The sequence below is a fragment of the Pseudomonas sp. B14(2017) genome, from assembly GCF_002113255.1.
Classification (GTDB): Bacteria; Pseudomonadota; Gammaproteobacteria; order Pseudomonadales; family Pseudomonadaceae; genus Aquipseudomonas; species Aquipseudomonas putida_Z.
Genome location: NZ_NEJY01000016.1, coordinates 64,713 through 85,280 on the forward strand (window position 1 = coordinate 64,713; position 20,568 = coordinate 85,280).

17 protein-coding genes are annotated in these 20,568 nt (G+C 64.9%); 8 read left to right on the forward strand and 9 right to left on the reverse strand.

Annotated features, from left to right (window positions below; genetic code table 11):
- Positions 1–151: 151 nt before the first annotated feature.
- Positions 152–1,123, reverse strand: coding sequence for a GlxA family transcriptional regulator (locus tag CAG34_RS17510; RefSeq protein WP_085591491.1), 972 nt, complete (start codon positions 1,121–1,123; stop codon positions 152–154).
- A 106-nt stretch (positions 1,124–1,229) separates the two neighbouring features.
- Between CAG34_RS17510 and CAG34_RS17515 the strand changes: the two genes are divergently transcribed.
- Positions 1,230–1,841, forward strand: a complete 612-nt coding sequence (locus tag CAG34_RS17515) for a LysE family translocator (RefSeq protein WP_085591493.1) — start codon at positions 1,230–1,232, stop codon at positions 1,839–1,841.
- Positions 1,842–2,003: 162 nt separating this feature from the next.
- Here CAG34_RS17515 and CAG34_RS17520 read toward each other — a convergent pair whose 3' ends face one another.
- Together CAG34_RS17520 and CAG34_RS17525 are read right to left on the reverse strand one after the other, a co-directional pair.
- On the reverse strand, positions 2,004–3,203 hold the full coding sequence (locus tag CAG34_RS17520; protein WP_085591495.1) for an MFS transporter: 1,200 nt from the start codon (positions 3,201–3,203) through the stop codon (positions 2,004–2,006).
- Positions 3,204–3,308: 105 nt separating this feature from the next.
- Positions 3,309–4,214: a LysR family transcriptional regulator gene (locus tag CAG34_RS17525; protein WP_085591498.1), complete on the reverse strand. Its 906-nt coding sequence runs from the start codon at positions 4,212–4,214 to the stop codon at positions 3,309–3,311.
- Between the two features lie 117 nt (positions 4,215–4,331).
- Between CAG34_RS17525 and CAG34_RS17530 the strand changes: the two genes are divergently transcribed.
- From CAG34_RS17530 to CAG34_RS17540, 3 genes are all read left to right on the forward strand, one after another.
- Positions 4,332–4,682, forward strand: coding sequence for a cupin (locus tag CAG34_RS17530; RefSeq protein ID WP_046615410.1), 351 nt, complete (start codon positions 4,332–4,334; stop codon positions 4,680–4,682).
- A 206-nt stretch (positions 4,683–4,888) separates the two neighbouring features.
- The gene (locus CAG34_RS17535; protein WP_085591500.1) at positions 4,889–7,306 is read left to right on the forward strand and encodes a glucose/quinate/shikimate family membrane-bound PQQ-dependent dehydrogenase; all 2,418 of its coding nucleotides are present in this window, start codon (positions 4,889–4,891) and stop codon (positions 7,304–7,306) included.
- A gap of 126 nt (positions 7,307–7,432) precedes the next feature.
- A complete protein-coding gene (locus tag CAG34_RS17540; protein ID WP_085591502.1) occupies positions 7,433–8,701 on the forward strand; it encodes a carbohydrate porin in 1,269 nt (422 codons plus the stop codon).
- Positions 8,702–8,823: 122 nt separating this feature from the next.
- Here CAG34_RS17540 and argE read toward each other — a convergent pair whose 3' ends face one another.
- Both argE and CAG34_RS17550 read right to left on the reverse strand, forming a co-directional pair.
- Positions 8,824–9,984 carry an acetylornithine deacetylase gene (argE, locus tag CAG34_RS17545; protein ID WP_085591504.1) on the reverse strand — a complete coding sequence of 387 codons (1,161 nt, stop codon included), beginning with the start codon at positions 9,982–9,984 and terminating at the stop codon, positions 8,824–8,826.
- On the reverse strand, positions 9,977–10,654 hold the full coding sequence (locus CAG34_RS17550; RefSeq protein WP_085591506.1) for a DUF1028 domain-containing protein: 678 nt from the start codon (positions 10,652–10,654) through the stop codon (positions 9,977–9,979). The genes argE and CAG34_RS17550 overlap by 8 nt, the downstream gene beginning before the upstream one ends.
- Before the next feature lie 303 nt (positions 10,655–10,957).
- Between CAG34_RS17550 and CAG34_RS17555 the strand changes: the two genes are divergently transcribed.
- Positions 10,958–12,277 carry an NAD(P)/FAD-dependent oxidoreductase gene (locus CAG34_RS17555; RefSeq protein ID WP_025338852.1) on the forward strand — a complete coding sequence of 440 codons (1,320 nt, stop codon included), beginning with the start codon at positions 10,958–10,960 and terminating at the stop codon, positions 12,275–12,277.
- The gene (locus tag CAG34_RS17560) at positions 12,277–12,693 is read left to right on the forward strand and encodes a RidA family protein (RefSeq protein ID WP_025338851.1); all 417 of its coding nucleotides are present in this window, start codon (positions 12,277–12,279) and stop codon (positions 12,691–12,693) included. Before CAG34_RS17555 ends, CAG34_RS17560 begins: the two co-directional genes overlap by 1 nt.
- A gap of 158 nt (positions 12,694–12,851) precedes the next feature.
- On the opposite strand, the gene CAG34_RS17565 is transcribed toward CAG34_RS17560, so the two are convergent.
- From CAG34_RS17565 to pgm, 4 genes are all read right to left on the reverse strand, one after another.
- A complete protein-coding gene (locus CAG34_RS17565) occupies positions 12,852–15,257 on the reverse strand; it encodes a TonB-dependent receptor (RefSeq protein ID WP_085591507.1) in 2,406 nt (801 codons plus the stop codon).
- Positions 15,258–15,323: 66 nt separating this feature from the next.
- Entirely contained in the window at positions 15,324–16,268 is a 945-nt protein-coding gene (locus CAG34_RS17570; RefSeq protein ID WP_085591509.1) for a FecR domain-containing protein, read from the reverse strand.
- Positions 16,268–16,777, reverse strand: coding sequence for a sigma-70 family RNA polymerase sigma factor (locus CAG34_RS17575; protein ID WP_085591511.1), 510 nt, complete (start codon positions 16,775–16,777; stop codon positions 16,268–16,270). Before CAG34_RS17575 ends, CAG34_RS17570 begins: the two co-directional genes overlap by 1 nt.
- Before the next feature lie 78 nt (positions 16,778–16,855).
- Positions 16,856–18,493 carry a phosphoglucomutase (alpha-D-glucose-1,6-bisphosphate-dependent) gene (gene pgm / locus CAG34_RS17580; protein ID WP_085591513.1) on the reverse strand — a complete coding sequence of 546 codons (1,638 nt, stop codon included), beginning with the start codon at positions 18,491–18,493 and terminating at the stop codon, positions 16,856–16,858.
- Positions 18,494–18,815: 322 nt separating this feature from the next.
- On the opposite strand from pgm, the gene CAG34_RS17585 reads away from it, so the two are divergent.
- Together CAG34_RS17585 and CAG34_RS17590 are read left to right on the forward strand one after the other, a co-directional pair.
- Positions 18,816–19,463: a DUF1345 domain-containing protein gene (locus tag CAG34_RS17585; protein WP_075045003.1), complete on the forward strand. Its 648-nt coding sequence runs from the start codon at positions 18,816–18,818 to the stop codon at positions 19,461–19,463.
- A gap of 79 nt (positions 19,464–19,542) precedes the next feature.
- A complete protein-coding gene (locus CAG34_RS17590) occupies positions 19,543–20,343 on the forward strand; it encodes an RHS repeat-associated core domain-containing protein (RefSeq protein ID WP_085591514.1) in 801 nt (266 codons plus the stop codon).
- The last annotated feature ends 225 nt before the right edge of the window (positions 20,344–20,568 follow it).

Here is a 20,568-nt window from a genome sequence, read left to right on the forward strand (position 1 = left end):
CTCTCACAGGGCTGCACATGACTGATTGAATCAGCAGGGACCCTGTGGGAGCGGCTTTAGCCGCGAACACCGGCGCAGCCGGTGCCATGCACCGCGGTGGCTTCTTCGCGGGTAAACCCGCTCCCACAGGGTACGTGGACCGCTTGTGAATTCAGTTCTCTACGTAACAGCGCAGTTCAAGGGCCGTGCAACCAAACCGTCGCCGCACGCACTTGCCCAGGTAACTGGCATCGCCCAGGCCCACTTCATCGGCAATCTGCGCCAGGCTGTGGCTGGAATTGAGCAAGCGCCAGCGCGCCTGTTGCAGGCGCATCTCCAGCCACCAGGCCTTGGCGCTCATGCCGTGGCTGGCGTGAAACTGCCGGTCCAGCTGGCGCCGGCTGATGCCCAGCTCCGCCGCCAACTGCTCCACCGTCAACGGCGTCCCCAGGTGATGACGCATCAACGCCTGCGCTCGCTGCACCTGCCGCCCCTGCCCCGCCCCCAGCTCCAGCGAGCGCAAGGCATGGCGGCTATCGCGGGTTTCATCCACCAGCATGTCGGCCAGGCCCTTGAGCGCCCGGGCCCGCCCGCAGGCGCGTGACAACAGCGCGACGGCCAGGTCGATGGCCGCGGTGCCGCCGGCGCAGGTGATGCGGCTACCGTCGATGCAATACAGCTGCTCACTCAGTACCTGCAAATGCGGGAAGGCCGCACGGAATTCGGCTTCGTGGCGCCAGTGCACCACTACCTTGTGCCCCTGCAGCAACCCGCAGGCGGCCAACAGGAAAGCACCGTTGTCGACCCCCACCAGCTTGACGCCAGCCTTGCCGGCCTGCCTGAGCAAGGCCCGGTAGCGAGGCGCCAGCGCGGCAGTGGCCATGGCGTTGCGCCCGCCGAACACCACCAGGTAGTCGAAACTGGCCAGCTCGAGCTGGCCAGCGACGGCCTCGACCTGCACCACAGCGCCGCTGCTCGACGGCACCGGGTCGAGGGTCAGCCCTGCCACGGTCCAGCTGCAGTAGCGCTGCTGGCTGTAGTCCTCGTCGTCGGCGCTGAACCGCAACTTGTCGAGAAAGGCGCCGAACGGCAGCAGGGCAAAATCCGGTAACGGCAAGATCAGCAAGCGGATATCGGGCAGCATTGGCATCGCGTCCAGAAACGACCATTCAATGTCCGGATCATACCCTTGCCGGCCAAGGTCGGCGCCATAGACTGACGCCCTCCCCATCAACAAGGCATTCCCCACCATGGCACTCGACACCTGGCTCATCTACCTGCTGGCCAGCATCGGCCTGTCGCTGACCCCGGGCCCCAACAGCCTGCTGGCCCTGACCCACGGCGCCCTGTATGGCGCACGCCGGACGTTGTTCACCATCGTCGGCGGGGTGTTTGGCTTCAGCGCCCTGATCGCCCTGGCCATGTTTGGCCTCAGCGCATTGCTGCAGGCCTCGGCCTCGGTGCTGAGCGTGCTCAAGTGGGTGGGTGGCGCCTATCTGATCTGGCTGGGTATCCAGCTGTGGCGCAGCCCGGGTCTGCAGCTGGAACTGACCGCGCAAAGCGCGCGGCTGGGCAATACCGGCCTGTTCCGCCAAGGCCTGCTGTCGGCCATGGCCAACCCCAAGGTGCTGCTGTTCTACGGTGCTTTCCTGCCTCAGTTCATCGACCCGCAGCGTGGGTTGCTGCTGCAGTTCGTGGTGATGGCGGCAACCTTTGCCAGCGTCGAGTTCCTGGTCGAATACCTGTTGGCACGCCTGGCGTTTCGCATCCGGCCATGGCTGGCCAAGGGCGGCAAAGGCTTCAACCGATGCTGCGGCAGCCTGTTTGCCTTGATTGGTGTGGCGTTGCCGCTTGGGCGGTAGCGTCTGATACAGGCGTGTGCCGTTCTTTTTGTGGGAGCGGCCTTGCGTCGCGAAAGGGGTGCGAAGCGCCCCCACGATCTACGCATCACTTCAGAATTGCCGGGGCCGCTTTGCGGCCCTTTCGCGACACAAGGCCGCTCCCACAGGTGACCGCGCTAGCATTCAACCCCGGCGTGCTTTGGTCAGGAAGATGAGCAAGGCCACACCCGGCAACCCCGCCCCCACCAGCGCCACACCCTGCCAGCCAAACTGGCTGAACACCGCACTGGCCACCGCCGAACCCAGCGCCCCACCGAGGAAGATGCTGGTCATGTACACCGCGTTCAGCCGCCCGCGGCTGGCCGGGTCCAGCGCGTACACTTCACGCTGGCCGATGACCATGTTCATCTGCACCGCAAAATCCAGCAGCACGCCGGTCAGGCCCAGGCCGATCACGCTGTAGCCCGGCACCGTCAGCCCCAGCAACAGTGCCGCCGGTGCCAGCAACAACGCCAACAGTGAACCGGCCCGGGCATGCCCGGCATCGGCCAGGCGGCCGGCCAGGGGTGCGGCAACGGCGCCCACCGCGCCCACCAGGGCGAATACCGCGATCTGGCTCTGCGACAGACCATGCTCGGTTGCCAGGGCCATCGGCACCGCCGTCCAGTAAAGGCTGAACGCCGCGAACATCAGCGCCTGGTACAGCGAGCGCTGGCGCAGCAAGGGATAACGGCGCAGCAGCGTGAGCAGCGACAGCATCAGGCCGGCATAGCTGGCCTTGTGCTCGGGCACCCGCCGCGGCAAGGTCAGGGCCAGCAGCAGGATGATCGCCAGCATCACCCCGGCAGCGCCAATGAACACCGCACGCCAGCCGAAGTAGTCGGCCACCAGGCTGGACAACGGCCGCGCCAGCAGGATACCCAGCAGCAGGCCGCCCATGATGTTGCCGACCACCCGCCCACGCTGCTGCTCCGGCGCCAGGTGCGCCGCCAGCGGGATGAGCATCTGCACCGCCACGGAACTGAAACCGATCAGCAGTGCATAGCCGAGGAACAGCTGGCCCTGGCCGCTGCTGCTGGTGCCCGCCAGCAGCAGGCTGACGCAGGCCAGCACGGCGGTAGCCACCATCAAGCGGCGGTTTTCCAACAGGTCGGCCAGCGGTACCAGCAACAGCAGGCCCAAGGCATAGCCCAGCTGCGTGAGCGAAACGATCAGGCTGGCATGCTCGGTGGACAGCCCCAGGTCCGGGGCGATCAGGCCGACGATGGGCTGGGCATAGTAGATATTGGCGACGATCGCGCCGCAGCAGAACGCCAGCAGGGCGACCAGGGCCCGGCTGAGGCCGGTGGCTGCAGGCTGCGCGGCGGCAAGAGAGGGATTCATGCGAGTGTCCTCGGCAATGGCTGGAATATGCCGGCCACCTTACCCAGACGCACTCCTGGCGAGAATCCAGCGCTGGCGCAACAGGGCTTTGCGCACTGCGCAACACTAGGTGCTGCGCTGCAGCAGGTTTTCGCAAAAGTCGATAAAGGCATTCACCCGCCGCGAACCACGATGGTTGGGCAGGTACAGGGCGTTGATGCTGTCATTGGCCGCGCCGGGGCTGGCTTGCCAATCGGGGAACAGCCGTTGCAGGCGCCCGGCCGCCACATCCTCTTGCACCAGCCAGTCGGCCAACAGCGCGATACCGCTGCCCGCCAGTGCGGTTTCGCGCAACATGTCGGCATTGGCGCTGCGCAACGGCCCGCTCACGTCCAGTTCCAGACTGTCCTGCCCACGGGCCAGGCGCCAGGGGCGCCCTTTCTGCCCGTAGCGAAAGCGCAGGCAGGCGTGCTCGAGCAATTGCCGCGGATGCTCCAGCGCGTCGCGCCCGGCCAGGTAGCCCGGGCTGGCCACCAGCCAACGCTGGAAGCGACCCAGCTGGCGGCATACCAGCTCGTCATTGGGCGAGGGGTCGCCCAGGCGAATCGACAGGTCATAGCGCCCGTCAAGCAGGTCATCCAGGCGGTCGCTGAGGTCGATGTCCAGCTCCAGAGCCGGATGTTGCGCCAAAAACGGCCCCAGGTGCGGGGCGATGACCCGCCTGCCGAACTCCACCGGCAAGCACAGGCGCAGCACACCGACAGGCTCCTCGCCCCGGTCGGCGACACTGGCATCGGCCTCGTCCAGGGCCTCGAAAATACCCCGCGCGCGCTCGTAATAACGGGCGCCGGCCTCGGTCAGGCTGACCTGGCGCGTGGAGCGGTTGAGCAAGGTGGCGCCCAACGCCGCTTCCAGGGCATCGACCAGGCGCGTCACCGACGATGTCGCCAGCCCGAGCCGGCGTGCGGCGGCAGAAAAGCCCTGGGCATCGACGGTGGCCACGAACATCTTCATCGCCAGGAGTTTGTCCATTTGTTGCCCGTCTTCCAAATCCCGGAAAGGTCTTACAAACAGCCGGGCCGGTCAAGAAGCGCGGCGCACGGCAATTGCGTCCATAGTGGAACCACCCCCTTCCAAACGAGGTTTTCCATGATCCCGACCAACCTGCTGACCGCCCTGCCCCCTTGCGACCCCACCAGCGCCGAATGGGTCGACCAACTGCTCAGCCGCCCGGGCGTGCGCGTGGAACGTATCGTCTCCAGCGGCCAGGCCAGCCCGCCCGGTTTCTGGTACGACCAGGCCGAAGGGGAATGGATCGTGCTGCTCAGTGGCGCCGCCGGCCTGCGCTTCGAGCACGAGAGCCACACCCGCCTGCTGGCGCCGGGCGATTGCCTGGATATCCCGCCGCATTACCGCCACCGCGTGGAATGGACCGCCCCCGGCACCGCCACCATCTGGCTCGCGGTGTTCTACAGCAGCGGCACTCCGTGGCCGGCGTGAATCCGGTAATCGAAAATCGAACGCGGGTTACCCAGCCGACATGAACACCCTGTTTACTGCAATTTTAAACGCATGATCTAGACTTTTAGCCACACCTTGCAGAGTTCAGCCCTGCGACAATCCGCCCCACAAAATTATGTACCAACTTGTTAATTAGCAAGCTAAGAGATTACACTGCGCGCATTCCACCTGCTGAGATCCCTGGCATGAAAGAAACACCGCGCGCCTCTGGCGCCACAAACATCATCCTGATCGGCCTGGGCGTGATCATCGCCCTGCTCGGCCTCCTCCTGGCTGCGGGCGGCGTCAAGCTGGCCGGCCTGGGCGGTTCCTGGTACTTCCTGATCGGCGGCCTGGCCATGGCCATCGCCGGCGTCCTCATCGCTCGCCGCAAACCGGCTGGCGCCTGGCTGTACGCGGCGTTCCTGGTCGGCACTGCCATCTGGGCGCTGATCGACGCTGGCCTGGTGTTCTGGCCGCTGTTCTCGCGCCTGTTCATGTTCGGCGCAATCGGCATGGTGGTGGCGCTGGTCTACCCGCTGCTGGCCCGTGCCAATGGCACCAGCGCCGGCCGCGGTGCCTATGGCGTTGCCGGGGTGATGGCCGTGCTGCTGGTGATCGCCGCCGGCAACATGTTCGTCGCCCACCCAAGCGTCGCCCCCACCGGCAAAGGCCCGGGCATGACCCCGGTCGAGGCCGACAAGGCGCAGAAGGACTGGGCCCACTACGGCAACACCGAAGGTGGCAGCCGCTTCGCCGCGCTGGACCAGATCAACCGCGACAACGTCAACAAGCTGAAAGTGGCCTGGACCTACCACACCGGTGACGTGGCGCTCAGCGACGGCAACGGTGCCGAAGACCAGCTGACCCCGCTGCAGGTCGGCAACAAGGTGTTCATCTGCACCCCGCACAACAACCTGATCGCCCTCGATGCCGACACCGGCAAAGAGCTGTGGAAGAACGCGATCAACGCCCAGTCCAAGGTCTGGCAGCGTTGCCGTGGCATGGCCTACTTCGACGCCACTGCCGCCATCGCCCAGCCGACCCAGCCGAACAGCTCGCCAATCACTGCGGCCAGCGTACCGGCCGGTGCCAACTGCCAGCGTCGCCTGCTGACCAACACCATCGATGGCCGCCTGATTGCCGTCGACGCCGACACCGGCGAGTTCTGCCAGGGCTTCGGCAACAACGGCCAGGTCGACCTCAAGGCCGGCCTGGGCGATGTGCCGGACTCCTACTACCAGCTGTCCTCGGCCCCACTGATGGCCGGTACCACCGTGGTGGTCGGCGGCCGCGTCGCCGACAACGTCCAGACCGACATGCCTGGTGGCGTGATCCGTGGTTTCGACGTGATCACGGGTGAAATGCGCTGGGCCTTCGACCCCGGCAACCCGGAAGATCGCCAGGCGCCGCAGGGCGACAGCACCTATGTGCGCAGCACCCCCAACAGCTGGGCCCCGATGTCCTACGACCCGGCGATGAATACCGTGTTCCTGCCGATGGGCTCGTCGTCCACCGACATCTACGGTGTCGAACGCAGCAAGCTGGACCACACCTATGGCGCTTCGGTGCTGGCCCTGGACGCCTCCACCGGCAACCAGAAGTGGGTGTTCCAGACCGTGCACAACGACCTGTGGGACTTCGACCTGCCGATGCAGCCGAGCCTGATCGATTTCACCAAGGACGACGGCCAGTCGGTGCCTGCAGTGGTAATCGGCACCAAGGCCGGGCAGATCTACGTGCTCGACCGCGCCACCGGCAAGCCGCTGACCCAGGTCGACGAAGTACCGGTCAAGCCAAGCAACATCCCCAACGAGCCGTACTCGCCAACCCAGCCGAAGTCGGTGGGCATGCCGCAGATCGGCGCGCAGACCCTGACCGAATCGGACATGTGGGGCGCAACCCCGTACGACCAGCTGCTGTGCCGCATCGACTTCAAGAAAATGCGCTACGACGGCCTGTACACCGCGCCGGGCACCGACCTGTCGCTGAGCTTCCCGGGTTCGCTGGGTGGCATGAACTGGGGCAGCATTTCCACCGACCCGGTACATGGTTTCATCTTCGTCAACGACATGCGCCTGGGCCTGTGGATCCAGATGATCCCGTCGCAGAACAAGGGCGGCGCCGCTTCCGGTGGCGAAGCGCTGAACACCGGCATGGGCGCAGTACCGCTCAAGGGCACCCCGTATGCGGTGAACAAGAACCGCTTCCTGTCGGTGGCCGGCATCCCGTGCCAGGCGCCGCCATTCGGCACCCTGACCGCCATCGACATGAAGACCCGCCAGGTGGCGTGGCAGGTACCGGTGGGTACCGTCGAGGACACCGGCCCGCTTGGCATCCGCATGCACCTGCCGATCAAGATCGGCCTGCCGACCCTCGGCGGCACCCTGTCGACCCAGGGTGGCCTGGTGTTCATCGCCGGCACCCAGGACTTCTACCTGCGCGCCTACGACAGCAGCAACGGCAACGAAATCTGGAAGGCTCGCCTGCCAGTGGGCAGCCAGGGCGGCCCGATGACCTACGTCTCGCCGAAGACCGGCAAGCAGTACGTGGTGATCACGGCTGGCGGCGCGCGCCAGTCGACTGACCGTGGCGACTACGTGATTTCTTACGCCTTGCCGTAAGACCGCGTCGCCTTCATCGCCGGCAAGCCAGCTCCCACAGGATCGTGCCACCTGCAAAGGCAGCGCAGGCCTGTGGGAGCTGGCTTGCCGGCGATGAGGCCCTGAAAAACAACCTGAGATTCAGCAATGCCATCCGCAATTCGCATCACCCCCACCCTGCTGCTGGCCCTGGCCAGCAGCACCGCCCTGGCCGACGGCGACCTGATGACCCGCAGCACCCTGACCGGTGACTGGGGCGGCCTGCGTCACCAGCTGGAAGAAGACGGCGTCAAGTTCACCGGCGACTACAGCGGCGAAACCGCCTACAACGCCCACGGTGGCCTGCACCGCTCGGCGCGCTACTCGCAAAACCTGAAACTGGGCGTGCAGTTCGACCTGTCGAAACTGTATGGCCTGGACAACGGCGGCAAGGTCCAGCTGACCATCAACGACCGCCGCGGCAACAGCGCCTCGGAAGACCTGGTGGGCAACCGCCTGCCGATCCAGGAAAACTTCGGCGGCCTGTACACCCGCCTGACCGAACTGAGCTACGAGCGCACCCTGTTCACCCCGGCACTCAACGTCAAGCTCGGCTACATGGCCATGGGCAACGACCTGGGCGGCCTGGACAGTGGCATCCTGTGCAACTTCATGAACGCCGGCTTCTGCGGCCACCCGCTTAACATGTCTGGCGGCAGTGGCTGGACCAATTACCCCAATGCCCACCTGGGCGTACGGGTGAAGTACGACCTGTCGCCGTCCTGGCAGTTGCGTGTGGCGGCGTTCAACGTCGACCCGGAAAGCAACGGCAACTCCAGCCGAGCCTGGCACCTGGGCCCCAAGCACACCACCGGCACCGTGGTACCGGTAGAGCTGGTGTACAAGCTGCAAGGCGAACTGCCTGGCGAGTACAAACTGGGCTACTACTACGACAGCTCCGATGTGAAGCGCATCGGCAGCGACGAGGAAGTGTCCGGCCGTGGCGGCCACTATCTGCTGGTCGACCAGGCCGTGTGGAACGACCAAAGCTTGCCGGGCCGCAGCCTGCATGCCTTCGGCCAGTACTCGGCGTCGAGCAAGGCCGCCTCGCCGTTCACCAAGTGGTATGGCGCCGGCGTGGTGCTGTACAAGCCGTTCGCTGGCCGCCCGAAGGATACTGTGGCGCTGGGCTATGGCCGTGCCGTGCCCAACCCGCGTAGCCGCGACGTGCTGGAAGATGCCGCGTTCGATGCCGGGCAGCAGTTCCCCGATATCGACAGCGCCGAGCAGCTGGTCGAGCTGAGCTATGGCTACCAGGCCACGCCGTGGCTGAACCTGCGCCCGGATGTGCAGTACATCATCGAGCCGGGCGCGTTCTCCGGGAAGGACATCGACAACGCGCTGGTGGTTGGCCTGCAGGTCAAGGCTACCTTCTGAAACCTTGATTGGGGCTGCTCTGCAGCCCTTCGCGGGCACGCCCGCTCCCACAGGTACTGCACAGCCCTCGAGACTGACGAGATCCTGTGGGAGCGGGCGTGCCCGCGAAGAAGCCAGCGCAATCAACCCTGCCTGAGGTAATCCACCAGCCTCAGCAACATGGCATCACACCCCCGCAACTGCTCGACGCTGACGAACTCATCCGGCTTGTGCCCCTGGTCCATGCTCCCAGGCCCACACACCACAGTCGGGATGCCCGCCTGGTCGAACAGCCCTCCTTCGGTACCAAACGCCACCGTACCGAACTCATCCGAACCACTGAGCAACGCCACCAGGCCAGCCGCCTCGCTATCCGCAGGCGTGGCCAGCCCCGGATACGCACTCAACGGCTGCAGGCGAATGGCGCTGGCGGCATTGACCTTGCGCATGCGCGGCAGCAATTCGGCCTCGGCATAGGTTTGCAACTGGTCGGCCACTGCCTGCGCCTCGAACCCCGGCAAGGCCCGCACTTCGAAATCGAATTCGCATTCCGCCGGCACGATGTTCAGCGCCCTGCCCCCTTTGATCACACCAGTCTGCACAGTGGAGAACGGTGGGTCGAAGCGCTCGTCGTGATGCTCCGGCAACGCCAGGGCATCACCGATATCACCCAGCTTGCCGATCAGCTTCGCCGCATACTCGATGGCATTCACCCCATACGGCGCGTACGCCGAGTGGCAGGCCGCGCCATGCACCTGGCAACGCATCGCCAGCTTGCCCTTGTGCCCCAGCACCGGCTTGAGTTCGGTGGGTTCGCCAATCAGGCACAGCCGTGGCTTGTGCGGGCGCTGCTCGAGCGCGGCCAGCATCGAGCGCACCCCCAGGCAGCCGACTTCCTCGTCGTAGGAGAACGCCAGGTGCACCGGCATGCGCAACGGCTGGGCGAGAAACGCCGGTACAGCCGCCAGCACCGAAGCGATGAAACCCTTCATGTCGGCCGTGCCGCGGCCATACAGGCGCCCGGCGCGCTCACTCAGGGCAAACGGCTCGACTGTCCAGGCCTGGCCGTCCACCGGCACCACATCGGTATGCCCGGACAGCACCACGCCGCCAACATCCTGGGGGCCGATGGTGGAGAACAGGTTGGCCTTGGTGCCTTCCGGGTTATGGAACAGTTCGCTTTCCACCCCCAGCTCGGCCAGGTAGTCGCGGATGAAGCTGATCAGTTCGAGGTTGGAATCCCGGCTGACGGTGGCAAAGCCGATCAGCCTGGCCAGCAGCGCGCGGCTGGCAAATTCACTCATCGCCCGGCACCCCGTAGCTTGGCGCGGCAGTCGGGTTGAGGGCGCGGGTGACGTAGTCCTGCATCTGCGGCCGATACGCCTGCCACAGGCCATCGAGCACGCCGATCGGGTCGGCTTCGGCCCAGTCCACGCGCAGGTCCACCAGCGGCCAGGTCAGCTCGCCGGCAATCTTCAACGCCGCCGAGTGCACAGGCCCCGCCTCGCCGCCTGCGGCCATCGCCGCGTGCATGGCCGCCAGCAGGCGGTCGGCCAGATGCCCGCCGGCTTGTTCAAAGGCCTGCACCATCGCCTCGATCACCTGGGTCGAGGCCAACAGGTTGCCTGCCGCCGCACATTGCTCACCGGCGAGGGCGTAGTGCGTGCCCAAGGCTTCCTTGCCAGTGAACAGCGCCACCCGGCCATGGCTGTCGATCACCGTGAGCTGGCGGTACTCGCTCCAGCCATTGGCGCTCAGCACCCGGTCCAGCGCAGCGGCAGGCGGCAACTGGCCCTGTTCCAGGGCATCGAGAATCTGCGGGCCCAGCGCCGGCAAGGTGATGTTCTGGGTGGCGACCGCCCCCACACCGGCACGCACCCACGGGCAGCGGGCGCCCACGGCGATGCTCGAAGAGCTGATGGCGATACCGACCTGGCCGGTTTCCTGGCAACGACCGATGATGGAAAAAGTCATGTCATGGTTCCTGTTGTGCTGTGCGATACACGGCATTCTGGGTTGAACCTTTCGGCCGGCGAAACGACCTTTTTCCGAGGGTTTGCAGAGGAAAAAACTATGACCACGAAACGTTCGGAAAAACCCCGGCAAAGCTGCTGCGGGAACCGCTGCAGGCGGCAGGAATCAAGGCCTTCGCCGTTTTATCGGCAAGCCCCAGCTAAATACTATTTTCGCCATTTCCACGGCATCCCTAGTCTGGCCCCAGGCAACGGCGGTCCTCCAAACCGACCTGACAAAAACCGCCTGAACAAGGGCTCGGACATGACACTGAACAACCTCGAAATCGACACCCTCGTCGTCGGCGCCGGCCAGGCCGGCGTGGCCATGAGCGAACACCTGAGCAAGCTTGGCGTGCCGCACCTGGTGCTGGAGCGCAAGCGTATCGCCGAGGCCTGGCGCACCGGCCGCTGGGACTCGCTGGTGGCCAACGGCCCGGTCTGGCACGACCGCTTCCCGGGGCTGGAATTCAACCTCGACGCCGACGCCTTCGCCGGCAAGGACCAGGTGGCCGACTACTTCGAGCAGTACGTACGCAAGTACAACCTGCCCGTACGCACCGGCATCGAAGTGAAGAAAGTGCTGCGCAACAGCGACCGCCCCGGTTTTACCATCGAAACCAATGAAGGCGTGATTCGCGCCAACCGCGTGGTCGCCGCCACCGGCCCGTTCCAGAAGCCGGTGATCCCGGCCATCGCGCCGAAAGACAGCAACCTGCACCAGATCCATTCCGCTGCCTATTACAACCCCGAGCAGTTGCCAGAAGGCGCTGTGCTGGTGGTCGGCGCCGGTTCCTCGGGCGTGCAGATCGCCGAAGAACTGATGCGTGCCGGGCGCCAGGTGTACCTCTCGGTCGGCGCCCACGATCGCCCGCCACGCGCTTACCGCAACCGCGACTTCTGCTGGTGGCTGGGCGTGCTGGGTGAGTGGGATGCGGAAATCGCCAAGCCTGGCCGCGAGCACGTGACCATTGCCGTCAGTGGCGCCCGTGGCGGCCACACCGTGGACTTCCGCGCCCTCGCCCACCAGGGCATGACCCTGGTCGGCCTGACCCAGTCGTTCGAGAACGGCGTGGCGCGCTTCCAGGACAACCTGGTCGAGAACATCAACCGCGGCGACGAAAACTACCTGGCCCTGCTGGATGCCGCCGATGCCTACATCGAACGCAACGGCCTGGACCTGCCGGAAGAACCCGAAGCCCGCAAACGCCTGGCCGACCCTGAGTGCATGCGCAACCCGCTGCAGCAACTGGACCTGGCCAAGGCCGGCGTCACCAGCATCATCTGGGCCACCGGTTACGGTGTCGACTTCAGCTGGCTGCAGGTAGACACCTTCGACGCCAACGGCAAGCCCCAGCACCAACGCGGCGTGGCCCGCGAGCCGGGTGTGTACTTCCTTGGCCTGCCGTGGCTGTCGCGCCGTGGCTCTTCGTTCATCTGGGGCGTGTGGCACGACGCCAAGCACGTCGCCGGCCACATCGCCACGCAACGCACCTATACCGCCTACCGCGACCGCGAACAACGCGCAGCGGATGAGCAGCAACAACCCAAGATCAGCAACGTCAGCACCCTCGGAGCCCACTGATGCCTACCCATACCCGCATCCGCATGTTCAACACCAAGGTCACCTACCCCAACCAGACCCTGGACAACGACCTGTGCCAGGCGGTACGCGCCGGCAACACCATCTACGTGCGCGGCCAGGTCGGCACCGACTTCGAAGGCAACCTGGTGGGCCTGGGTGACCCACGGGCGCAGGCCGAGCAGGCGATGAAGAACGTCAAGCAACTGCTCGAAGAAGCCGGCTCGGACCTGTCGCACATCGTCAAGACCACCACCTACATCACCGACCCGCGCTTCCGCGAGCCGGTGTACAAGGAGGTAGGCAAGTGGCTCAAGGGCGTGTTCCCGATTTCTACCGGGCTGGTGGTGGCTGGGTTGGCCCAGGCCGAGTGGCTGATGGAGATCGATGTGATCGCCGTGGTGCCTGATTCGGTCTGACCGATCGGTCCAACCTGTAGGAGCGGCCTTGTGTCGCGAAAGGGCTGCAAAGCAGCCCCAGCAATTTCAGCTGTTGCGCATCAATCCTGGGGCCGCGTTGCGGCCCTTTCGCGACACAAGGCCGCTCCTACAGGGAATGCGCCAGCATTTAGAATGGGCTAGAAACCCACTGTCGCCGACAGCAGGTAGGTACGCGGCGTAGACAGCGTCAGCCCCGGCTCGCTGTCATCCGAAGCCCCGGCCGAACTCCAGTAGCGGTCGTCCAGCACGTTCTCGACACTGGCGCGCAACGTAACCTGGGTGGTATCCACCTTGAACGCATAACGCGCCCCCAGGTCGTAACGCTCCCAACCCTCGATCTGCTTGCTGTTGTTCTGGTCCAGGTACTGCGAGCTCGAGTGGATGCCCCGCGCCGTCAGGGTCAGGCCGTTCACCCCAGGCACGTCCCATTCGGCGCCGAGGTTGACGTTGTACTCGGGCGTGGCCGGCGCGCGGTTGCCATCGTAGGCGCCACCGATGGTGTCGGTCAGTTCGCTGTCGATGTACATCACCCCGCCCAGCACGCGCACGCCTTGCACGGGCTCGCCGAACACGCTCAGTTCGATACCGCGGTTGTCGCGCTTGCCATTGGGGCCGAACACCCGCGACGTGGGGTTGGTTTCGTAGGCGGGCTGGCGGATGCGGAAGGCACTGGCGGTAAAGGCGACCTGGCCCAGGTCGTACTTGGCCCCCACCTCGACCTGGCGGCTGGTGAACGGCGGAAAGATCTGGTCCTCGTTGACCGATGTCGACGGCGCGATCTTGCCCTGGCTCAGGCCCTCCATGTAGTTGGCATACAACGACAGCTGGTCGGTAACCTTGAGCAGCACGCCGCCCGAGGGCGACACCTTCTCTTCATCGTAGGCGGTATCCCCCTTGATACCGTCGCTCCAGTCATCCACCTGCACCCGCTGCCAGCGCGCGCCCAGGGTCAGCAGCAGGCGGTCGTCGAAGAAGCCCAGGGTGTCGGCCAGGGCCACGCCGGAAAAGCGGTTTTCCGTGTACACCTCAGGGTCGATGCGGGTTGGCGTGCCCGGTGTCGGCGTGGCCACCGGGTGGTAGAGGTTACTGGGCGCCGAGGCATAGCGGGCGCCGCCGTTGGTGAAGTCCATGTAGAAGTAGGTGGCGGCCAGGTTCAGTTCGTGGCTGACCGGCCCGGTATGGAACCAGTTGCGCACGCCGGCCATGGCGGTACGCACGGTTTCATCCCGGGTGAAGTCGCGCGGCTGCACGGTGAAGTCGCCGGCATCGTTGCTGATGGACACGTTGTGGCGCAGGAAGTCATGGTTGCTCTTGCGCGTACCGACCGCGCCATAGGCCAGCAGCGACTCGCTGATATCGTACTCGGCATGCAATGCACCGAAGGTGTCGTTGGTGCGCGCCTTGCTCCAGGCCTGGGCATAGTTGTGGCGTACGTCGTTGGCATCCGGCACCTTGGCATTGGCACCGACCAGCACCCGCTCCTGCGGTGCATCGGTATCGCGCTCGGTATGGCCAAGGTCTACCGAAAGCCGCAGGCGCTCGCCTCGAAAGTCCAGGCCCAACACCGCCATTTCACGTTCGACACGCTGGTGCTCCCATTCGGTATCGCCCGCCTGTTTCACGCCATTGAAGCGCACGCCGAACTGCTTGCCTTCGCCAAAGCGCCGGCCAACGTCCACCGCACCGCCTGCCTGGCCGGCCGAGGCATAGCTGCCGGTAAACTCGGTGAGCGGCTGGTCGCCGGCCCGCTTGGGCTGCACATTGATGCCGCCGCCGACACTGCCTCGCGGCGAAATGCCGTTGATCAGCTGGCTGGGGCCTTTGATGATGTCGACCCGGTCGGCCATCTCCATGTCGATCGAGTAGGTCGGCAGGATGCCGTACAAGCCGTTGTAGGCTACATCGCTGTTGAACAGGCTGAAGCCACGAATGGTGAACTGCTCGAAGCGCCCACCCGCCGGGTTGGTGGCGCGCACCGATGGGTCGCTGGCGATCAGTTCGCCCAAGGTCCGCGCCTGCTGGTTCTTCACCAGTTCGCTGGTGTAACTGGTGATGCTGAACGGGGTTTCCATGAAATCGCGCGTGCCGAGCAGGCCCTGTGAACCCTGACGGGCCACTTGGCCACCGGCATAGGGTTGCGTTTCGTTGCCTGCGGCCAGGCCACCGACGATGCTGGTCGGGGCGATTTCAAGCGCACCACCCGCCTGGGGTGCCGGCATCAATGTGAAAGCGCCCTCGCCCACCGGCAGCAGCTGCAGGCCGCTGCCGCGCAGCAGCTGGGTGAAGCCTTCGTCGACGCTGTAGCTGCCGGACAGGCCATTGCTCTGCCGGCCGTTGACCAGCGCCGGGTCCAGCGACAGGCTGACCCCGGCCTGGTCGGCAAACTGGGTAAGTGCCGCACCAAGGTTTGCAGGCGGCACCTGATAGCTGCGCCGGGCGGGTTCTTCGGCCCAGGCCGGTGCACACAACAACAGGCTCATGGCGAACAACGGATGTGCCGCACGCGCCAGTGGGCGCAGGCGGCTGGACATGACAACAGGCATTGAACAAGGCTCCCCTTTATTTGCTCCTACCGGTAATGACCGGTGAGCGAAAAAAAGGGGACAGCCTCATGCGCGATTTTCCCGCGCGGCCAGGCTCACCCAGTAACGCGTGCGCGTGTGCACCTGCAACGGCAGACTGGCGGCGAGCAAGGCCAGCACCCGGTCGGTGTCGTCGAGGCGGAACGTACCGGTCACGCGCAGGGCCTCCAGTTCGGGCGCCCAGCGCAGCACGCCGGGGCGGTACCTGCGCAGCTCGTGCAGCAGCTCGCCCAAGGGGCGATCCTCCAGCCGCAGTACCCCTTCGCGCCAGCCCAGCGGCCAGGCGTCCAGGCCGGTGACAGGGCCAACCCCGGCCACTTGCAGGCTGGCCTGCTGCCCGGCCTGCAGCAACAGTGCCGGGCCTTGCCGCGGCTGCAGGTTGGCCGTGCCCTTGAGCACCGATACCCGGCAAGCCTGATCGACCAGGCGCAGGCACACCTCGCCGGCATCCAGCGCGACCTGGCCATAGGGCACCTGCAACGTCAGGCTCAGATTGCCGGGCAACCTGACTGCCACTTCGCCACGCAGCAATGTCAGGCGACGCGCGCCCAGGTCGATATCCACCGCACTGTCGGTGTTCAACTGCACGAAAGTGCCATCGCTCAGCAGCACTTGCCGGCGTTCCCCGACCGCGGTGTGCATGTCGGCGGTCCAGGCCTCCAGCGGCAGTTCGCGGCTTGCCAGCCAGGCCGCCGGCAACAATGCCGCCACGCCCAGGGCCTGCTTGAGCAGCGCCCGGCGGCCGCTATCCGGGCGGTCCAGGGTGGCCATGGCCAATGCGCCGGGTAGCGCGGAAAAGCGCTGGCGCAACAGCAGTGCCTTTTGCCAGGCGTGTTCGTGCAAGGTGCTGCTGGTGCGCCATTGTTCCAGGCGCTGCAGGTCACCCTCGCTGGCAGCGCCAGAGTCCACCAGCGCCAGCCAGCGCGCAGCGGCCTGCAGTGCCTCGCGGGTTTCGGGGGAATGGCTGGTCATTACAGTTCGGCCAGCAGGCAATGCTCGTAGGCCTGCGCCATGTAGCGTTTGACCGAGCGCTCGCAAACGCCCAGGCGCTTGCCGATCTCGGCATAGCCCAGGCCCTCCAGCTGGCTCCAGAGAAAGGCCTTGCGTACCGGCGCCTTGAGGCCGTCGAGCAACTCGTCGAGGGCTTGCAGGGTTTCCAGCAGCAGCCAACGCTGCTCTGGCGAGGGCACATGCTGCTCGGGCAACTGCGCCAGTGCATCGAGGTAGGCTTGTTCCAGGCTGCGCCGCTGGTGGAAGTTGCTCAGCAGGCGCTTGCCCACGGTCAGCAGGTAGGCACGCGGTTCGCGAATGTCTGCCAGCGGCTGGGCGCTGGCCAGGATACGCAGGAAGGTATCCTGGCTGAGGTCGGCGGCATCCCAGGCATTGCCCATGCGCCGACGCAGCCAGGTTTCCAGCCAGCCGCGGTGTTCCCGGTACAGGGCAGGCAGGCTATGCTCCGGTGGCGGCGCGGCGTCGATCATGGGGAAGGCCCTGCGGTGGCGTAAATAAGATTAATTCTAATTTACACCATGCCGCAGAACCAAGCGGTTTGTTACCTGTCAGGCAATCGCCGCATCCACCAGCACCTGCGCTTCCTGCACCAGGCGCTGCAGGTGCGCCTCGTCGATGAAGCTTTCGGCGTAGATCTTGTAGATATCCTCGGTGCCCGAAGGGCGCGCGGCGAACCAGCCATTGGCGGTCATCACCTTCAGCCCGCCAATCGCCTGACCGTTGCCCGGTGCATGGCTGAGGATCTGCACGATCGGCTCACCCGCCAGCTCGGTCGACTTCACCTGCTCCGGCGCCAGCTTGCTCAGCAAAGCCTTTTGCCGGGCATCGGCCTTGGCTTCGACACGGGTGGCGAACGGCTTGCCCAGCGCCTCGGTCAGGTCGGCGTAGGCCTGGCTCGGGTTGCGCCCGGTGCGGGCAGTCATCTCGGCAGCCAGCAAGGCCGGGATCAGCCCGTCCTTGTCGGTGGCCCAGACCGAGCCATCGCGGCGCAGGAACGAAGCCCCCGCACTCTCCTCGCCACCAAAGCCCAACGTGCCGTCGAACAGGCCCTGGGCGAAAAACTTGAAGCCCACCGGCACTTCGTACAGCTCACGGCCCAGGCGCTGGGTGACGCGGTCGATCAGGCCGCTGGAGACCACGGTCTTGCCGACGGCGGCATCGCTGCGCCATTGCGGGCGGTGGCGGTACAGGTAGTCGATGGCCACGGCCAGGTAGTTGTTCGGCTGCAGCAGGCCATCGGGGGTGACGATGCCATGGCGGTCGTGGTCGGGGTCGCAGGCGAAGGCTACGTCGAAGCGTTCGCGCAGGCCGATCAGGCCCTGCATGGCATAGGGCGAGGATGGGTCCATGCGTATCTGGCCGTCCCAGTCGACGGTCATGAAGCGGAAGGTCGGGTCGACCTCGGTGTTCACCACTTCCAGGTCCAGCTGGTAATGCTCGGCAATTGCCGACCAGTAGCGCACCCCTGCCCCGCCCAGCGGGTCGACGCCCAGGCGCAGCTTGGCGCTGCGGATGACGTCGAAGTCGATGACGTTTTCCAGGTCGGCCACGTAGTTGCTCACGTAGTCGTGGCGCTGGGTGGTGGATGCCTGCAGCGCCTGGGCATGGTCCATGCGCTTGACGCCCGCCAGGTCAGCGGCCAGCAGTTCGTTGGCCTTGGCCTCGATCCACTTGGTCACGTCGCTGTCGGCCGGGCCGCCATTGGGCGGGTTGTACTTGAAGCCACCACTCTGCGGCGGGTTGTGCGACGGGGTGATGACGATGCCGTCGGCCAGGCCCTGCTGGCGGCCACGGTTATGGCAGAGGATGGCATGGGAAACAGCCGGCGTCGGCGTGTATTCGTCGTCCTTGGACAGCATTACCTGCACGCCATTGGCCGCCAGCACTTCCAGGGCGCTGGCGGTAGCCGGTGCCGACAGTGCGTGGGTGTCGGCGCCGATGAACAGCGGGCCATCGATGCCCTTCTCCTGGCGATACAGGCAGATGGCCTGGGTAATGGCCAGGACGTGGTACTCGTTGAAGCTCAATTCAAGCGAAGTGCCACGGTGCCCCGAGGTGCCGAAGGCCACCCGCTGGGCCGCCACGGCAGCGTCGGGGCGGCCGGTGTAGTAGGCGGTGAGCAGTCGGGGAATATCGACCAGCACGCTGGCCGGAGCCGGCTTGCCTGCCAAAGGACTGAGCGTCATGCAGAAACCTCGAGTTCAACGGATGTTGGTGTTGGAGCGTGCAGTTTACTGAGAGTTGCAATGCCGCGCGATGGGCGGCAGCAAAGAATCAGTGAGCACACCGCATACCCTGTGGGAGCGGCTTTAGCCGCGAAGAATCCAACGCGGTGCATGGCACCGGCTGCGCCGGTGTTCGCGGCTAAAGCCGCTCCCACAGGGTACTTGCCAGCCACCGCGGTGGCTGCTTCGCGGGCTCGCCCGCTCCCACAATGGACCCGAGCATGTCCCTCGTCTCTGTAATGACCGTCTAGAGTGGTACCCATACCCCCGAAAACGAGGCCCCATGGCTTTCCACCGCCTGACCCACACCCACCCGCGCCTGAGCATCGCCACTGTGGTCGGCCTGCTCGGCGCCTGGCTGATCCCTGCCGGCGACAGCGTTCAGCACATCCTCGCCGGCTGGAACCTTGGCGTGTGGCTATACCTGCTGCTGGTGCTCTACCTGAGCTTGAGCGCCAATGCGGAAAAGGTGCGCAAGATCGCCCGCGTCGAAGACGAAAACGCCGGCCTGGTCCTGCTTACCGTGTGCATCGCCGCCATCGCCAGCCTCGCCGCCGTCACCTTGCAACTGGTGTCCAGCCGTGGCCTGCAAGGCACGGCGCTGGCCCTGCACTACCTCTATACCGGCCTGACCGTGGCCGGCTCCTGGCTGCTGATCGGCTGCATTTTCAGCCTGCACTACGCGCGGCTGTTCTATACCGGACAAAACCACGAACCGCCGCTGCGCTTCACCGATGGCGAACGCAACCCCGATTACTGGGACTTTCACTACTTTTCGTTCACCATCAGCATGGCCGTGCAAACCTCCGATGTGGGCGTCGCCGGGCGGGACCTGCGGCGGGTGGTGCTGGCGCATTCGCTGGTGGGGTTCGTTTTCAATACCGCGATCCTGGGGTTTACCATCAACATCGCTGCGGGGTTGCTTGGCTGATGCAGCTATCAAATCTGTTAGTTGCAGCCTGTGATCCCTCAGCAGATTCTTGGTGGCATCAGGATCAAAGGGTTCAGTCATGAAATCAGCTAGATCGAAAAGTTTGCTCATTCAAGCTGATATCGCAAACAGTATCCTGGGGACGGCTGCAACCCCCTCCCGCCAGATGTATTCACCTTATGGGGTCAGTAAACCGGGTACATTTGAAGACATGTTAGGTTTTACCGGGCTTATCTATGACCCTGTTTCCGAGAGCTATTTGCTGGGAAATGGCCACAGGGCTTATAGCCCTTCCCTTATGTGCTTTTACCAACCAGACAGCTTTTCTCCTTTTCATGACGGCGGCATAAACTGTTACGCCTATTGCCAAAATGACCCTATAAATTTCACAGACCCGACAGGCCGTTTCAGAATGCCACGCCCACCAATGGCAAAGACTCGAACAGATAGCGTGTCGCAAGATCGCTTCCGCGCATCCCAAGGTTTTAATGGCCAACGCCCTCGCAGGGTTCAACAAAGGGCCGAGCGACGACGCCAACAAGGACAACGTCCGCAAGATCGCCCCCAAAGAGTGCCACAAGATAATCGCGAGGCCCCACCGCACCAAGGTCAGGAAATGAATCTTGCACAACTGGTGCGAGTGATGGATCACGCCGTGTTGCAAGCACGGAATATCGGCCGCCAAGCCATAAACACTCAACAAATCCACCCTTCTGAAGGGTTTCTCATGGTCATGGCGCTCGTCATGGCAGCATCCTCAACCGGGGAAACGGCCTTTACATGGATGACGACGGGAGCTATCAGGAATCCCATGGATACTACCCGTGCGGTGGCAAACTACTCGCCCGGTTATTCACCTCGTCCTCCTCCCGTGGGCTAAGTGGCAATGCCGCTCGTCCGAAAACATCGTGCGGTAGTGTCGATCAAAGTGGCAGAACCTGACGGGTTATCTTCCGACAACATGCCGGGAAAACGTTTGCCTTGCGGCCCTGCGCCAAATGCCCTCCATGACAAGGATGTGACCGCTGTCATGCATTAGCACATTTGTCGTATTTGCAGCCGAGAATACTCCGTGGCAGGTGCTATGGTTACTTTCCCGGCGGCC

Bases quoted from the DNA above. Each gene is read 5' to 3' on its own strand.
- CAG34_RS17540 (WP_085591502.1), top strand. From the start codon at position 7,433: ATGCCATCCGCAATTCGCATCACCCCCACCCTGCTGCTGGCCCTGGCC.
- CAG34_RS17560 (WP_025338851.1), top strand. From the start codon at position 12,277: ATGCCTACCCATACCCGCATCCGCATGTTCAACACCAAGGTCACCTAC.
- CAG34_RS17565 (WP_085591507.1), bottom strand. From the start codon at position 15,257: ATGCCTGTTGTCATGTCCAGCCGCCTGCGCCCACTGGCGCGTGCGGCA.
- CAG34_RS17575 (WP_085591511.1), bottom strand. From the start codon at position 16,777: ATGATCGACGCCGCGCCGCCACCGGAGCATAGCCTGCCTGCCCTGTAC.
- argE (WP_085591504.1), bottom strand. From the start codon at position 9,984: ATGAGTGAATTTGCCAGCCGCGCGCTGCTGGCCAGGCTGATCGGCTTT.
- CAG34_RS17530 (WP_046615410.1), top strand. From the start codon at position 4,332: ATGATCCCGACCAACCTGCTGACCGCCCTGCCCCCTTGCGACCCCACC.
- CAG34_RS17525 (WP_085591498.1), bottom strand. From the start codon at position 4,214: ATGGACAAACTCCTGGCGATGAAGATGTTCGTGGCCACCGTCGATGCC.
- CAG34_RS17515 (WP_085591493.1), top strand. From the start codon at position 1,230: ATGGCACTCGACACCTGGCTCATCTACCTGCTGGCCAGCATCGGCCTG.
- CAG34_RS17510 (WP_085591491.1), bottom strand. From the start codon at position 1,123: ATGCTGCCCGATATCCGCTTGCTGATCTTGCCGTTACCGGATTTTGCC.
- CAG34_RS17590 (WP_085591514.1), top strand. From the start codon at position 19,543: ATGAAATCAGCTAGATCGAAAAGTTTGCTCATTCAAGCTGATATCGCA.
- pgm (WP_085591513.1), bottom strand. From the start codon at position 18,493: ATGACGCTCAGTCCTTTGGCAGGCAAGCCGGCTCCGGCCAGCGTGCTG.
- CAG34_RS17520 (WP_085591495.1), bottom strand. From the start codon at position 3,203: ATGAATCCCTCTCTTGCCGCCGCGCAGCCTGCAGCCACCGGCCTCAGC.
- CAG34_RS17570 (WP_085591509.1), bottom strand. From the start codon at position 16,268: ATGACCAGCCATTCCCCCGAAACCCGCGAGGCACTGCAGGCCGCTGCG.
- CAG34_RS17535 (WP_085591500.1), top strand. From the start codon at position 4,889: ATGAAAGAAACACCGCGCGCCTCTGGCGCCACAAACATCATCCTGATC.
- CAG34_RS17585 (WP_075045003.1), top strand. From the start codon at position 18,816: ATGGCTTTCCACCGCCTGACCCACACCCACCCGCGCCTGAGCATCGCC.
- CAG34_RS17555 (WP_025338852.1), top strand. From the start codon at position 10,958: ATGACACTGAACAACCTCGAAATCGACACCCTCGTCGTCGGCGCCGGC.
- CAG34_RS17550 (WP_085591506.1), bottom strand. From the start codon at position 10,654: ATGACTTTTTCCATCATCGGTCGTTGCCAGGAAACCGGCCAGGTCGGT.